Origin of the sequence: Undibacterium pigrum, from assembly GCF_003201815.1 — a bacterium.
Lineage (GTDB): Bacteria > Pseudomonadota > Gammaproteobacteria > Burkholderiales > Burkholderiaceae_D > Undibacterium > Undibacterium pigrum.
Genome location: NZ_QJKB01000009.1, coordinates 144,465 through 159,016, shown reverse-complemented (window position 1 = coordinate 159,016; position 14,552 = coordinate 144,465). Strand labels below are relative to the sequence as shown.

Genomic DNA, 14,552 nt, shown 5'->3' with positions numbered 1-14,552 from the left:
CTTTTTTTATAAGGAGATATTTGAACTTGTTAATCCTGCTGTTTTTTCTTGCGCGGATAAACTTGTACCTTGCTGGTATTTTTCTTTGCCACCAGATCTGCCAGCGTCACTGCATCCAGAACAGACAGATATGATGCTGTAGCATTGCTTAATACGCCTTTCAAATTACAGGAACCGGAGTAAGAACAGGTATTGTTGCTGCTATCAAAGCACTCTGCCATATCAAAGTCAGTTTCTGTATTGCGGACAATTTCTCCAATATTAATCTTTTCGGGCGGCAGATTCAGTTTCAAACCTCCGTGACGACCACGTATGGTCTCCACTTTGTTTGACATCCCCAACTGATGGACAACCTTGGTCAGATGGCTCTTTGAAATGCTGTGCAGCTCAGCAATTTCCTGGATGGTAACCAGCCTGTCCTCATGTTGTGCCAGATAAATCAGGGTGCGCAAAGTGTAGTCGGTGAATGCGGTTAATCTCATATTTATTCCAAAAGCCTGTCTTTGCGAATAAGAGTGCTTGCTCAAAGCATGTCTCTTTATTTCAATAGCCAATTCAATAGCCTATTAAGATACATATAGTATAGATGTTAATAGGCCTTGCCTGATTTATTCTGGAAATTTGATCTTCATCAAGGGTTTTGCATTAAACATTCATTTAATTTGTATCTTTAAATACATGCATATAAAATGAATCTTTAATGAATCAAACTTGTTTCACCGGCAAATTCAGTCGGATGAAACATAGCCTTGGATCAGCTAATTTTTCACTTCACCAATAAGGAAACACGCCATGCATGCCACGCGTAAACTCTGGACTTGGCTCGCCATCATCTGTGTCATGTCCTTTGCCGTCCTGGGCTGGGTAGGCACGGAAATTTATCTGACGGCACCGCCTATTCCCAAACAAGTCATCAGTAACGATGGCACAGTCATATTTGCAGACGGACAGGTACCGCTCGGTCAGGAAGCCTGGTTATCTGCAGGTGGGCAGCAATTAGGTTCGGTATGGGGGCATGGCAGTTATGTCGCACCAGACTGGTCTGCCGACTGGTTACATCGTGAATCTTTGGCCCTGCTGGAAATCTGGGCACAAAAGGAAGCACGGACATCGTTTGACCAACTGAAACCAGGGCATCAGGCAGAGTTGAAAGCGCGCCTGAAGCTGGAAATGCGGAGCAATACTTACGAAGCATCTACTAATGTGATCACGCTCAGCGCCGACCGCGCCAAGGCTGTCCGGCAAGTTGCGCAACATTATATTGCCCTGTTTGGTAATGATCCTTCGCTGGAAAAGTTGCGCGAACAATATGCAATGAACCGGGGTACTTTGCCAGAAATTAAGGATTTGCAAGCACTGCCTGCATTCTTCTTTTGGTCAGCATGGTCTGCGGCTACAGACAGGCCAGGCGCAAAGGATCTTAGCTATACCAGCAATTGGCCGCATGAACCGCTGGTGGACAATACGCCGACTGCCGGAGCTGGTATCTGGTCCATCGCCAGTATCATACTGATGATCGCTGCCATTGCCGGTATGATTTTCTATCATTCCATCAACAAGGAAGAGGGTGACCCGGTACCTCCCAAAGCCGACCCCTTGTTTGACCTGAAGCCCACACCTTCAATGCAGGCAACCAGGAAATATTTCTATGTCGTCATAGGTCTGATACTGGCGCAAGTCGGCATGGGGGTGATTACTGCCCACTATGCTGTCGAAGGGCATAGTTTCTTTGGCTTTCCGCTGGCAGACATACTGCCGTTCACTGTCAGCCGCACGATACATACACAATTTGCCGTGCTGTGGATTGCCACTGCCTGGCTGGCGACTGGCCTGTATATAGCGCCTGCCATTTCAGGTCATGAGCCTAAATTTCAAAAACTTGGTGTCAATGTCCTGTTCTATGCCTTGCTCTTTATCGTTGTCGGCTCTACAGCATTTGGCTGGCTGGGTAGTCTGCAACACAAAGGTAATGAATTCAGTTTCTGGATAGGTAATCAGGGGCTGGAGTTCACCAGCATGGGCCGGGTCTGGCAAATACTTTTATTCATCGGTTTGTTGTTCTGGGTGACCTTGCTGGGGCGTGGCTTATTACCAGCACTGAAAAAACCGTCCGAGAGCCGTGGCCTGATTGCGATGGTATTCCTGGCAGCAATGTGTATAGGTGGTTTCTACGCCACATCCCTGACCTGGGGGCCACATACCCACTATTCGATGATTGAGTACTGGCGCTGGTGGTTGGTACATCTGTGGGTAGAAGGCTTCTTTGAAGTGTTCGCCACCGCAGTGATCGCCTTGTTGTTCACCCGCCTGGGCTTGATACGTGCAGCAACGGCTAATAGTGCGATTATTCTGGAAACCATAGTCTTCCTGTTCGGCGGTATCCTGGGAACCTTGCATCACCTGTATTTCACAGGGACACCGACTTTTGTCATCGCGATTGGTGCCATGTTCTCTGCGCTGGAGGTTGTGCCACTGGCAATGATAGGTGTCGAAGCTTTCCGTAACTATCAGCGTTCAAAAGCTGCACCCTGGGTGCAGGCCTACAAGTGGTCGATACTGTGCTTTATTGCCGTTGGGTTCTGGAACACCGTTGGCGCAGGCTTGCTCGGATTTTCCATCAATACGCCGCTTGCGCTGTACTACATGCAAGGTTTGAATATGACTGCTGCACATGGTCATGCCGCGTTGTTTGGTGTCTACGGCATGCTGGGCATAGGCTTGCTGCTGTTCTGCCTGAGAGGCTTGTCTGATCGTGCTCTCTGGTCCGATAAATTATTGCAAGCGATGTTCTGGTTGCTCAATATAGGGCTGGCAATGATGGTGTTCATGTCGCTGGTACCAGCGGGCATTTATCAGGCTGTAGCAAGTATTACCAAAGGCATGTGGTTTGCACGTTCACCAGAAGTCATCCATTCGCACTTCATGGAAACCCTGGTGTGGATGCGGGTTCCCGGTGACATCGTGTTCTCGATTGGTGTCGTTTGCCTGGCTGTATTTGCCTTGCGCCTGTTGACAGGAAGAAAGCCTGTACAAACGAACGCAGCTGATATGAGCTACGCCAAAGTTTCCAGCAAGGCTTAGTCATTTTTTGGTTATTTCTTGGTTATTCATTTAAGGGAGGGCAGCAATGACTCTCCCTGTGATTTCTGCTTATTTTCATCTATATTAAAAGGAGTTTCATCATGGTTCACGATTGTTCCATTCCCGTATTGGCTGAAGGCGTGTATGAATTTGATGCGCGTGGCGTTGCCAAGCGTTTTCGTCATGCAGCGATTTTTGGTGCCTTGTCGGCATTAAAGTCTGGGGAAACCATGCGTTTTTGCAATGATCATAATCCCTTGCCATTGCTGGCTCAGATTGAGCAACACTTTGGCACAGGTGTGAAAATGGCTTATGTGTCCCAGGCGCCAGGTGAAATCATTATTGATTTTCATGTGGCAACTTAGTTCATTGCTGAACATGTCACTGAGTCTGATTGCAATAGGAGGAGAAATAAAATGGCCACGCCACATTTACACTCAGGAGAAGTAAGCAACTTGCTGGCACCTGAAGGGCAATTGCTGGCTGTACCGGCGCACGCCTTGTTTAAAGACGAGCATCTTGAAGTCATCCTCATGAACCTGATGCAGGGAAAGAGCCTGCCTTCGCATCACGTCCATGGCCCCATCACCATACAGTGCCTTTCTGGTGAAGTACAAGTTGAATTACAGGCGGGACCAAAGACCATGCATGCCGGTGACTTGCTGTATCTTGCGGCCGGTTTGCGGCATGCAGTCGTGGCGATCAGCAATACTTCTTTTCTGGTGACGATAGTCTTGTTGAAAGCTGTAGCTTAGCAAAGCATTCTAATAAGCCATTCTGCCAGAGTAAAAATAAAAAAGCCGCCACAAAAGTGACGGCTTTTTTAGCCTGAAAACAGGGGCGGAAACTTAACCGCCTCTACGCATCATTTCAAAAAACTCTGCGTTGTTTTTCGTGGCTTTCATCTTGTCGAGGATGAACTCCATCGCTTCGATCTCGTCCATGCTATACAGCAATTTGCGCAAGATCCAGATCTTCTGCAACTGATCCGGCTTGATCAGCAATTCTTCACGACGGGTGCCGGATTTGTTGAGGTTGATGGCTGGGTAGACGCGTTTTTCAGCAAGGCGGCGTTCCAGATGAACTTCCATATTGCCCGTGCCTTTGAATTCTTCATAGATCACGTCATCCATACGGCTGCCGGTTTCGATCAGGGCTGTCGCGATGATGGTCAGTGAGCCGCCTTCTTCTACATTACGTGCTGCACCGAAGAAGCGTTTTGGACGTTGCAGTGCGTTTGCGTCCACACCACCAGTCAATACCTTGCCAGAAGCAGGGATGACGGTATTGTAAGCGCGTGCCAGACGGGTGATGGAATCCAGCAGGATGACCACGTCTTTTTTCATTTCTACCAGGCGCTTGGCTTTTTCCAGCACCATTTCAGCAACTTGTACGTGACGGGTAGCTGGTTCATCGAAAGTCGATGCGACCACTTCACCGCGTACCGAACGCTGCATCTCGGTCACTTCTTCCGGACGTTCATCGATCAGCAAAACGATGAGAGTAACGTCAGGGTGATTGGTGGTAATCGCGTGTGCCACGTGTTGCAGCATGACGGACTTACCGGATTTTGGTGACGCTACCAGCAAACCGCGTTGGCCACGGCCAATAGGGGCGATCATGTCGATGATGCGGCCGGTGGTATTTTCTTCGCCGCGCATTTCGCGTTCGAGTGTCAATACCTTGTTCGGGTGCAGCGGCGTCAGATTTTCAAACAGGATGCGGTGCTTGGAGGCTTCAGGCGATTCGCCATTGACCTTGTCCACCTTCACCAATGCAAAATAACGTTCACCATCTTTTGGTGTACGCACTTCACCTTCGATGGAATCGCCAGTATGCAGATTGAAACGGCGGATTTGCGAAGGAGAGATATAGATGTCATCAGTCGAGGCCATGTAACTGGCATCTGGCGAGCGCAGGAAGCCAAAGCCGTCAGGCAATACTTCGAGGGCGCCATCGCCAAAAATTTGTTCGCCTGATTTTGCACGTTTTTTGAGGATTGCAAACATCAATTCCTGCTTACGCATACGCGCAGCGTTATCGATATCGAGTCCTATGGCCATTTCCAATAAAGCGGATACGTGTAAGGCCTTTAGTTCAGATAGATGCATGGTGAGTGTCCCGGGATGGGATTATGGGGTGGGGGAGTGAGCAGAGGAACTACGGATTAAACAGGATAGAAAGAATTTCTGTCTTGGTTTCGTTTTATTTAATATTTGTAATTCAGGTCTGAATTTGCATGCAGCAGTTGAGGGTCATCAACCGGGGCAGCTGTCTCGTATTTTGAATTTTAAAGCTGCAAACAATCATGTTGTTCACAGCTTTAAAGTTTCAGACCGCAATAATACCTTAAATATTACTGTCAATGAAAGAGGTTAATTGGCCTTTTGCCAATGCGCCTACTTTTTGAGCTGCTACATTACCACCCTTGAACAGGATCAGGGTAGGGATACCACGGATACCAAACTTGGCAGGAATTGCCTGATTTGCATCTACGTCCATCTTTGCAACAATGATCTTGCCATCATATTCTTTGGCAACTTCTTCCAGAATAGGGGCGATCATCTTGCAAGGACCACACCACTCAGCCCAGAAATCGACCAATACAGGTACGTTAGAGTTTAATACGTCTGCTTCGAATGAAGCATCGCTTACATATTTGATGTTTTCGCTCATGGAATCCTCAACGAGAGGGAAAAATTTAAGGGGTAACAGCGCCACTGAATGTCGGTAATTTGGGACAGCGCCGCATTCTGATTTGAATCTGGGGGTGATAGTCACGAATTCAATGGTGTTGAATAGTGCTGCACCGTGACTAAAACAAAATGAGTCAGGCGTGGTTGGCTATGCAGTAGATAATAACCTATTTTTTAGAAAAGTGTCATGCTTGCCGCCAAAATGCATGGGCAGTCGCATAGTATACTTGCTCTTCAGGTAAAACCATCACTTTCTTAATGCTACATACCCCCCAACTGATACCCGCCGGCCCGCTATTCTGGCAACAGGCTGCCCAGGCTTTTTTGCGCTCTGCCAGAGAGCAGGGCTGGGGACGTCAGCAAGAGCGGGATTTTTCCGCCGTCCGCGTTATCGTACCTACGTATCAACATGCTCACCTGCTGTTAAAGGCGCTGGGGACGGTATTGCAGGGTAATTTCATCCCTCCACGCATACAGACCCTGTTTGCCCTGCTGGAAATGCAGGCACCGGATGCTGCACTGCAAAATAACGCCGGTGGTGATGCCAGTGAAAGACTGATGGGTTTGTATGCTGAATTGCGGCAACATCCCTGGTTAAAGAAATTATTTGGTGCGCGCCGCAATACTGATTTATTGCCGCTGGCACAGACCCTGCTGACGCTGTCAGATGAATTGACTGCTGTCTTATTACCCACCGTGGGCAAGGATAAAAGCAAGCTGGAAAAAGACTGGCAGGCTGCACTGGCGCAATTGCCCGCGCCTGCACAGGCCTTATTGTCAGAAGAAACGCAACTGGTGTGGTCAGTCTGGCAGAGCCAGCTCGATGGCAATGACCCGCAAGTAAAACGTTATGCCCAGTTATTGCAAATTGCCACGCAGGCCAGCGAGCCTTTGCTGTGGATAGCGCCCACCCTTCCCAATCCCATGGAGCAGGCTTTCTTGCAAGCCTGGGCAAAGAAACAAAGTGTATTGCAAATCAGCCTGGACTGGCGCGCGCATACCTTGCCGCAACCGTATTACCATGCCTGGCCGGGTTTGCAGGATACCGGCAGCCAGCATCAGCAGGCGCTGACTGAATATGTAGACACTTCCTATATACGCCTGTGTCGCGCCACGTCGCTGGAAGATGAGGCGGTGCAGGGTGCGCAAACCATCATCAACTGGCTGCAGGCTGGTAAGCAAAGCGTGGCCGTGGTGGCGCAAGACCGAGTCGTCTCCCGGCGCATACGCGCCTTGCTGGAACGCGCACAGATCATGGTGGCCGATGAAACCGGCTGGAAGTTGTCTACCACCCGCGCTGCGGCAGCCATCGCAGCCTGGCTGGAAGTGGTGACCACGCGGGCCGATACCATGGCCTTGCTGGACTTCTTGAAGTCACCTTATCTGCTTTGGAAAGATACTGACAATACTGGGCCTGAACAGGATGCCATTGCTGCCAAGGCCGACATGGTCATGCGCATAGAGCTGGTCTTGCGTCGCGCCAATGTGCTGGGTGGTTGGGAATCGGTATTGGCCGCGCTGGATGCTGGCAAGGATACCGGGCCAGCCAGCCGCTGGATCAGGTCCATGTCCCGGCAGGCGGGCAATTTCACCGGCAGGCGCAGCCTGTCTGAATGGAGTGCGCTGAGCTTGCAGGTGTTCTTTGACCTCTCTATGTTCAATGCCTTTCAGGCAGACCCGGCTGGCGCGCAAATCATACAATTGCTACAGAAATTGCAGCTTGCCTGCCAGGACTTGAAAACCCCATTCACCTTTGCTGAGTGGCGCGCCCTGATGAACCTGCAACTGGAGAGCACGGCATTTGTATATGCACATACCGATAAACGTGTTGTCATGTTGCCGCTGAATGGTGCACGCCTGCGTCCCTTTGATGCGGTGTTACTGGTGGGAGCAGATGCATCACACCTGCCATCGCAAGCCAGTGAGATTTTGTTTTTTGCAAATGCAGTCAGACGCGAATGCGGACTGGAAACCCGCGAGTCGCGCCAGCAACAGCAATTGCGTGATTTTGCCGAGTTATTGCTGAGTAATACTGATATCGTTTTATCCTGGCAGGGTAGCCTGAATGGCGAACATAATCCCGTCAGTCCCTGGCTGGAGCAATTGGGTCTGACACTGGAACGTACCCAACAAGGCGTGCTGGACAGCCATCCCCTGGATTTGCCAGCCAGGATAATGCACGCCAGCTCTCAGCATATGCCCACGCCCTCTGCGGCTGCGTTGTTGCCTGCAACTTTATCCGCCAGTGCCTACACCAGCCTGGTGGTGTGTCCTTATCAGTTTTTTGCCGGGCGCATGCTGGGGTTGAGTGCTCTGGATGAACTGTCAGATATGCCGGAAAAGCGTGACTATGGCGACTGGCTGCATGCCATCCTCAAGCGTTATCATGAAGAGTTGAAAGCTGTTCAAGTCAATCAGCCTGGTGTGGATAAAGAAGCTTTACTGCGCAATATCTCCGCCGATTTTTTTGCTGATGTCTTGCAAAAAAGCCCAGCGGCACTTGCTTATAGCGTGCGCTGGGATAAAGTTATCCCCGCTTATGTCGCCTGGATGCAGGCGCATGAAGAAGCTGGCTGGCAGTTTGACATGGGTGAAATCAAGAATGAAAAGACGCTGGAATGGCAGGGCGGCCAGATCATGCTGAAAGGTCGCATAGACCGCATAGACAGAAATATGAATGGTGAAGTGGCAGTACTCGATTACAAGACTAAAAACTTGATGGATTTGCGCAGGAGACTCAAGGAAGGTGAAGATCATCAATTGCCGTTCTACGGACTCTTGACGGATTTGCCTGTCAGCTCAGGCAATTATGTGGCGCTGGAACTGAGCCAGGGCAAGGCTGGAGATGTCGCTGCTGACGATTTTGAGCGCTGGGTTTCAGAGCTGGCACTGGCGATTAAAACCAGCATGTCATCCATACAGAAAGGTGCAAGCTTGCCAGCCCACGGTGTAGAAGCAAATTGCCAGTATTGTGAAATGCGTGGCCTCTGTCGCAAGGGGGCATGGTGATGAGCGAACTCCTTCAATACTCTCAAGCTTATGAAGTCAATGGACAGGCTGTCAGCCACGCCTACTTCACAGCAACTGCATGTGACCCGCGTCATAGCGTCGTCGTAGAGGCTTGTGCCGGTAGTGGCAAGACCTGGTTGCTGGTGTCGCGTATGTTGCGTCTCTTGCTGGCTGGAGCAGAACCCGCAGAGTTATTGGCGATTACCTTTACCCGCAAGGCTGCTCAGGAAATGCGCGAACGCCTCATGGATTTGCTGCATGAACTGGCGCTGGCAGATATCGCCCATGTGCGGCAATTGCTGACTGAACGTGGCATAGCAGAGTCTGACTTGCAGAATGTCATACCTCTGGCGCGTGGCCTGTATGAAAAGGTCTTGTCCAGCCCGCAGTCATTATCACTGGATACTTTCCATAGCTGGTTTGGCCGCCTGATACAACTGGCACCACTGGCATCAGGTGTGCCGCACGGCTTTACTTTGGTGGAAGCCAGTGGCGACATACAACGAGAAGCCTATGGCCAGCTCATGCAGATGCCGGCGCAGGAAGAACATGCTGAGATCAAGGAAGCGCTGTTATTCCTGTATCAGGAAATTGGTGACTTCAATGCACGCGAAATGCTGGAGGCTTTCCTCGACAAGCGGGCAGAGTGGTGGGCCAGCAACCAGCAAATTGAACTGGGTGGCCCGCTGGACTGGTTGCGTGATTTATGTGGCGCAGACTTGTACCAGGATGCACGGCTCAGCATCTGGGAAGATGCCCAGCTATATCAGCGCATTGCCCACATGGCCCTGGTATTGGGGCAGGGTTCAAAAAATAACCAGACCAATGCCAGCAAGATAGAGCAGGGCCTGACAGATGGCCCCAGCCTGGACGCCTTTGCCATGATTTGCGATGGCTTCATCAATGGTCAAGGCAATATCCGCTCGCATAATGTCAAGGTCAAGGCGCTGATTGCCTCCATAGAAAAACACCTGGGCCCGGACCAGATCAATGCCTTTGAAGATGAGTGTGAAGCGATAGTACAGGCACTGCAGCAACTGCAAAAACGTAGCGCCGAAAAAATGGTCATGCAAGTCAATGAAGCCCTGTTTGCTGTTGGCGCCGCTTATCTTGAATGCTATCAAAGCCTGAAGTCAGACCAGCGGGTATTTGATTTTGCTGACCTGGAATGGCAGGCATATAGACTGCTCAGTAATGAAGAATATGCAGCCTACCTGCATAGCCGCCTTGATGCGCGTTACAAGCATATCTTGCTGGATGAATTCCAGGATACCAATCCCCTGCAATGGGGCATAGTGCAAGCCTGGCTGGAAGCCTATGGTGACGATGGTGCCAAGCCCAGTGTGTTTGTAGTAGGTGACCCAAAACAATCCATCTATCGATTCCGTCGTGCTGAACCCAGAGTGTTTACCGCCGCGCAAAATATGCTGGCAGCGCAGGGAGCTCGGGTTTTGCGTACCAACCAGACGCGCCGGAATGCACCAGCCATTGTTGATGTGCTCAATGTCAGCATGCATGGCAACCCACTGTTTCATGCGCAGACTACGGCTTCAGATGCGGACGGTGCGGTCTGGCGTTTGCCTTTGATAGGTATGGTCGTGTCCGGTGATACTGAGGAGATAAGCGAAGAAGAAGCTGCACCCTCACGTTTCCCTCTGCGCAATCCGCTGACAACCCCGCTGGAAGAAGCAGAAAACCAGCAACGCTATGAAGAAGGCAAGCAAGTCGCGCAAGCCTTGCTGGGCTTACGTGCCGCGCAGGGCGCAGATAACTTTCACTGGAGTGATGTGATGCTGCTGGTCAAGCGTCGCACGCATTTGTCTGCCTATGAAAAGGCTTTGCGCGAGGCAGGCATTCCCTTTGTTTCCAGCCGTCGTGGTGGCTTGCTGGATGCGCTGGAAGTGCTGGACTTGATCGCATTATTAAATTTCCTGATGACTCCCGGCGACAACCGTGCGCTGGCGCATGTCTTAAAGTCGCCCATCATGGCAGCCAGCGATGAAGACTTGATTGCGCTGGCGATACGCGATGAAATGACCTGGTGGAAGCGCCTGCAAGCCTTGGCATTAGTTTCGACGCAGGATGGGTCTTGTCCAGTTCTGCAACGCGCTGCCAGTTTGTTGCAGCAATGGATGGAAGCGTCTTATTATTTACCCGTGCATGATTTGCTGGACCGCATTCTGCATCAGGGCGAGGTCTTGCAACGCTATGCACAGGCATCTTCTGTCGCACAGCGCAGCCAGGTCATGGGTAATATTCACAGCTTTACTGAACTGGCTTTGAACCTGGATGCAGGGCGCTACCCCAGCTTGCCAAAGTTCATCGCTGCCCTAAGCGCCTTGCGCCGTGGCGGTGATAGTGATGCGCCTGATGAATCTGCAGTTGATAGCGCGGCTGATGCTGTGCGTATATTGACCATCCACAGTGCCAAGGGGCTGGAGGCAAAGATAGTCGTCATGCTTGATGCCAATCACAGTGAATCCATGAAAGACAAGATAGGTGTTCTGTGCCAGTGGCCTTTGCAGGCGGGTGAAGAAAGGCATTTTTCTGTCTTTGGTAAAAAAGACCAGCGTGGCGCTGCACGTGACCGTTTTTTTGCACTGGAAGAAGCCCAGGCCACGCAAGAAAACTGGAATCTCTTATATGTCGCCATCACGCGTGCCAAGCAGATATTGATACTCAGCGGCGTACAGAGCGGAAAAAAACAACTAACGCCCAGCTGGTATGGCTATCTTGATCATGTAGAAGAAAAATTGCCTGACGCGGCTAATATTGAAAATGAAATACAGGAGAACCAGTCCTTCAGCATGGCAGTATTTGAACCTCCTGCCATGCCTGCGGAAGAACTGGTACTTGAAGTAAGCAGTGATGAACAACTGGAAGGCATAGCCCTGCATACCCTGATGGAGCGTTTGAGCAATAACGCAAAGAGCTGGCCCATTGCGGTGCCAGATGCCGAAACCATTGCAGCCTGGTTGCCCTGTTCCAGTACCGTGGCAGCGGTAATACGCAAACAGGCTGAGTGTATATTCAGTAATTCTGCATTGCAGAAATTTTATGATGCTGCCGCATATATATATGCGCGCAATGAAATGGATGTGCTGGTCGAGAAAAAACTATTGCGCCTGGACAGGGTTGTGGTTTTTTCGCATGAAGTCTGGGTATTGGATTACAAGCGCCAGCTTTTACCCGGCCAGGAGGCAGGCTACAGGCAACAGTTGCTGGCTTATGTATATGCCTTAAATCAGGTATTTTCTGATAAAACTGTCCATGCTGCACTTATTTTAAGCGATGGTACCCTGATAGACCTGCTCTGATAGAAAATTTGCTCGTATAATTAATCAACTGAGTTGCATACCCCCTTAAACATTGAGACATGATGATTTCCGAATTTGAATCGCTAGCTGAAAAAGTGACGCAGCTTTCCGTACTGGCACATACCCTGCGCAGTGAAAATGCCAGATTGCGCAATGACGTGACGTCCATGATGACGAAAAATGCAGACTTGCAACACCGCATGCAGCAGGCCCATGATCGCGTTTCTACTTTGCTTGCGCAATTGCCGGCAGAGGTCTTGAATGACAAGGAAGCAGCATGAGCGAAGCAAAAGTCATACAGGTTGATGTCAATATCATGGGCCAGAGCTATAAGCTCAGTTGCAAGGACGGTGAAGATCGCCCTCTGCGCGAAGCGGCTGCCTACCTCGACGGTAAGATGACAGCCATACGTGATGCGGCTAAAGTCAAGGGCACAGACAGGATAGCTGTCATGGCTGCGCTGAGCATGACAACCGAGTTGCTGGCCACCAAATCACCAGAAGGTCCCTTGTCTGGCCTCTCTCTGGCAGAGGTAAAACAAAAGATCCAGGATATGCATGGACTAATGGATGAAGCCCTGACCCCGCAAGAAAAACTATTTTGATCTGGCATCTTATTATTTAATTTAATCAAAATAACTAGCGATGGGGAGCCATTTCAATGTACACTTTAGTTCCCTGCCGTGTTCGCCAATGCCATATATTCCTTGAACCATTTTAGTGCATAGGCCGTGGAACATTATTCGATAGGTGTGAGCGTCGCTAGTCCGATGAACCCGAAATTGAATTGACCGTGGCCAACTTGAACCGCTCAGGTTCAGGATGCCGGCATAGCGGCATCGGTGGGGACTTATTCTGGACGGCTGTCATTTTTATGACAGCCGTTTTTTTATGTCTGATCAATCCCTGCTGCTTATCGTTTTCGTGTGTCCATGCCATCACTACATAAATGTGCGACAATTTCCTTTTGTCCTTGCAGGTGCTTAACATGGCATATTGGTTGATGAAGTCTGAGCCGGATGAGATCAGTATCGATGACGTCCTGGCCTTGCCCAGCATTCCCTGGTTTGGCGTGCGCAATTACCAGGCGCGTAATTTCATGCGCGATGGCATGAAAGTGGGCGATGGTGTTCTGTTCTACCATTCCAGTTGCGCTGAGCCTGGCATTGCCGGTTTGGCAGAAGTAGCCAGCACAGCCTATCCGGATCACACGCAGTTTGAAAAAGACAGCAAATACTTTGATCCCAAGGCGACCCAGGAAACACCGCGCTGGATGATGGTCGATGTCAAGGCCAAACGTAAAACCCGCTTGCTGAGCCTGGCAGAACTCAGGACTTATCCTGAACTGGCTGACATGATGGTGCTGCAAAAAGGCAGCCGCCTCTCCATTACGCCAGTCAAGCCAGATGAATGGCGCTTTATCCAGAAATTGTTGAAGGAACAGGTTTGAAATTTTCTCCATTCACTGCCAATTCTGCGACAGAGCCTACTGAGCCTCTTGCCGCAGCCAAATTCATCAAGGAAATAGGGCGCGGCAAAGATGGTGCGCGCAGCATGTCGCAAGCTGATGCCGCCATGCTGTATACCGCCATGCTGGCTGGACGGGTATCTGACCTGGAGCTGGGCGGCATCTTGCTGTCCATGCGCATCAAAGGTGAGTCCATAGAAGAAATTGCAGGTTTCCTGCAGGCTGCACAGCCTTATATTTTACCCTTGCAAACCCCGGCAGATAGTGAATACGCACCGGTAGTCATACCCACTTATAACGGTGCGCGCAAGAAGGCCAATCTGACACCCCTGCTGGCCTTGTTGCTGGCCAGGCGTGGCGTACCCGTACTGGTGCACGGTGTGCGCACTGATGCCGGACGTGTCGCTACCGCTGAGATTTTCCAGGCCCTGGATTTGCCGCTGCTAAGTACGGCAGACCAGGTGCTGGAACAGATGCAGCAAAAGCAGCCTGCCTTTATGCCTATAGAGTCCTTATCGCCCGCAATGGCGCATTTGCTGAGCCTGCGACGTATCCTTGGTGTGCGCAATTCTACTCATACTTTGGTCAAGCTCCTGCAGCCCTTTACTATGCCTGCCTTGCGTCTGAGTTCTTATACCCATCCTGAATATCTACTGATGCTGCAGGACTATTTTTCCCGCTGTGCTCCTGCTGAGGCTGGCGATGTCTTCCTCATGCGCGGTACTGAAGGAGAGACAGTTGCCAGTACAGGCCGTGCCCAGCAGATAGACTGGTTCCATGCCGGGCAGGGCACTACCCTGGTGCCTGCTCAACAAGAGCCTTTGGCAGAAGTGCCTGTTGTGCCTGACAGTATAGATGCAGCCACGACGGCTGCATGGATAAGGTCCGTACTGGCTGGCAATATTGCCGTGCCTGAAAATATTGCTGCACAAGTTGAACACTGTGCCAGCGTTGCGCGAAGTTTACGCCAACAAGGCTAATC

12 protein-coding genes and 1 other RNA gene are annotated in these 14,552 nt (G+C 50.6%); 10 read left to right on the top strand and 3 right to left on the bottom strand.

What is annotated here, in order from left to right:
• Positions 1–29: 29 nt before the first annotated feature.
• Entirely contained in the window at positions 30–482 is a 453-nt protein-coding gene (locus DFR42_RS22315) for an RrF2 family transcriptional regulator (RefSeq protein ID WP_110257258.1), read from the bottom strand.
• Positions 483–792: 310 nt separating this feature from the next.
• Here DFR42_RS22315 and DFR42_RS22310 point away from each other — a divergent pair, with 310 nt between their 5' ends.
• The 3 genes from DFR42_RS22310 to DFR42_RS22300 all read left to right on the top strand — a co-directional run bounded on the left by DFR42_RS22310 (position 793) and on the right by DFR42_RS22300 (position 3,836).
• Positions 793–3,081: a nitric-oxide reductase large subunit gene (locus DFR42_RS22310; protein ID WP_110257257.1), complete on the top strand. Its 2,289-nt coding sequence runs from the start codon at positions 793–795 to the stop codon at positions 3,079–3,081.
• 101 nt (positions 3,082–3,182) lie between these two features.
• Positions 3,183–3,446: a DUF2249 domain-containing protein gene (locus DFR42_RS22305; RefSeq protein ID WP_110257256.1), complete on the top strand. Its 264-nt coding sequence runs from the start codon at positions 3,183–3,185 to the stop codon at positions 3,444–3,446.
• A 51-nt stretch (positions 3,447–3,497) separates the two neighbouring features.
• Positions 3,498–3,836, top strand: coding sequence for a cupin domain-containing protein (locus tag DFR42_RS22300; RefSeq protein WP_110257255.1), 339 nt, complete (start codon positions 3,498–3,500; stop codon positions 3,834–3,836).
• Between the two features lie 93 nt (positions 3,837–3,929).
• Here DFR42_RS22300 and rho read toward each other — a convergent pair whose 3' ends face one another.
• Positions 3,930–5,192, bottom strand: coding sequence for a transcription termination factor Rho (gene rho / locus DFR42_RS22295; protein ID WP_110257254.1), 1,263 nt, complete (start codon positions 5,190–5,192; stop codon positions 3,930–3,932).
• Positions 5,193–5,430: 238 nt separating this feature from the next.
• The gene (trxA, locus tag DFR42_RS22290) at positions 5,431–5,757 is read right to left on the bottom strand and encodes a thioredoxin TrxA (protein ID WP_110257253.1); all 327 of its coding nucleotides are present in this window, start codon (positions 5,755–5,757) and stop codon (positions 5,431–5,433) included.
• Between the two features lie 278 nt (positions 5,758–6,035).
• Here trxA and DFR42_RS22285 point away from each other — a divergent pair, with 278 nt between their 5' ends.
• From DFR42_RS22285 to ybiB, 7 genes are all read left to right on the top strand, one after another.
• Positions 6,036–8,786: a PD-(D/E)XK nuclease family protein gene (locus DFR42_RS22285; RefSeq protein WP_110257252.1), complete on the top strand. Its 2,751-nt coding sequence runs from the start codon at positions 6,036–6,038 to the stop codon at positions 8,784–8,786.
• Positions 8,786–12,103, top strand: a complete 3,318-nt coding sequence (locus tag DFR42_RS22280) for a UvrD-helicase domain-containing protein (protein ID WP_342766859.1) — start codon at positions 8,786–8,788, stop codon at positions 12,101–12,103. The genes DFR42_RS22285 and DFR42_RS22280 overlap by 1 nt, the downstream gene beginning before the upstream one ends.
• A gap of 62 nt (positions 12,104–12,165) precedes the next feature.
• Positions 12,166–12,384, top strand: a complete 219-nt coding sequence (locus DFR42_RS22275; RefSeq protein ID WP_110257250.1) for a DUF904 domain-containing protein — start codon at positions 12,166–12,168, stop codon at positions 12,382–12,384.
• Entirely contained in the window at positions 12,381–12,707 is a 327-nt protein-coding gene (locus DFR42_RS22270) for a cell division protein ZapA (protein ID WP_110257249.1), read from the top strand. Before DFR42_RS22275 ends, DFR42_RS22270 begins: the two co-directional genes overlap by 4 nt.
• A 67-nt stretch (positions 12,708–12,774) precedes the next feature.
• A non-coding RNA gene (gene ssrS, locus DFR42_RS22265) (6S RNA) lies at positions 12,775–12,955 on the top strand.
• Between the two features lie 135 nt (positions 12,956–13,090).
• Positions 13,091–13,552 (top strand): EVE domain-containing protein, encoded by a 462-nt coding sequence (locus DFR42_RS22260; protein WP_110257248.1) that lies wholly within the window; start codon positions 13,091–13,093, stop codon positions 13,550–13,552.
• The gene (ybiB, locus tag DFR42_RS22255; RefSeq protein ID WP_245937047.1) at positions 13,549–14,550 is read left to right on the top strand and encodes a DNA-binding protein YbiB; all 1,002 of its coding nucleotides are present in this window, start codon (positions 13,549–13,551) and stop codon (positions 14,548–14,550) included. Before DFR42_RS22260 ends, ybiB begins: the two co-directional genes overlap by 4 nt.
• The last annotated feature ends 2 nt before the right edge of the window (positions 14,551–14,552 follow it).